Genomic DNA, 574 nt, shown 5'->3' on the forward strand with positions numbered 1-574 from the left:
TTGCATCACTAAAGCCTTGCAACGTTAACGCCACACTCTTCACCGAATCCGCAACCGACGCGACTTCTGCTGTACCCACCCATTGGGTCTGAGTACCTGCTTGCGCGGTCCAGTTGATCGCCGCGGTACCCAGCGTCGAACCCGTCGGTGTGGTAACGCCTTTGTCGAACGTGGCGGTAACGGTCACGCTCTCACCCGTCGCTGCGTACGTTGGGTTAATCGACGTTTGACCGTCGTCCACCGTCGGCTTGGTTTGCGTCAACGTAAATGTCGTCGTCGCTTCTTTTGCCGGCGCCTCCAAGTCGTTAGTACCGTTCACCGTCACCGTAATGGTGCCGTCTTTAAGACCCGAGACATCGAGCGTCGTGTTCCATTTACCCAATGCAGCCGCTGTCGTGGTTTGCGTGACTTCTTTATTGTCCGTATCGACCGCTTTGATGGTCAATGTGTCTGTGGTTTCGAAGCGTGTGCTATTACCACTGACGCCAACGCTTGCAGCGCCCGTTTCGTTAACATCATTGATATTTTCAACGGTTAAGGTTGGGATCATCGCCAACGCTTTAGCTGATGTGAA

The 574-nt window shown here is 54.0% G+C and carries 1 protein-coding gene; it reads right to left on the reverse strand.

The window, feature by feature from the left end:
* Nucleotides 1-574, reverse strand: a 574-nt coding sequence (locus tag VJL_RS23990) for a hypothetical protein (protein ID WP_038881827.1), incomplete at both ends; no start/stop codon positions are given.

The organism is Vibrio jasicida CAIM 1864 = LMG 25398 (assembly GCF_000400365.1).
In the GTDB taxonomy this organism is placed as follows: domain Bacteria; phylum Pseudomonadota; class Gammaproteobacteria; order Enterobacterales; family Vibrionaceae; genus Vibrio; species Vibrio jasicida.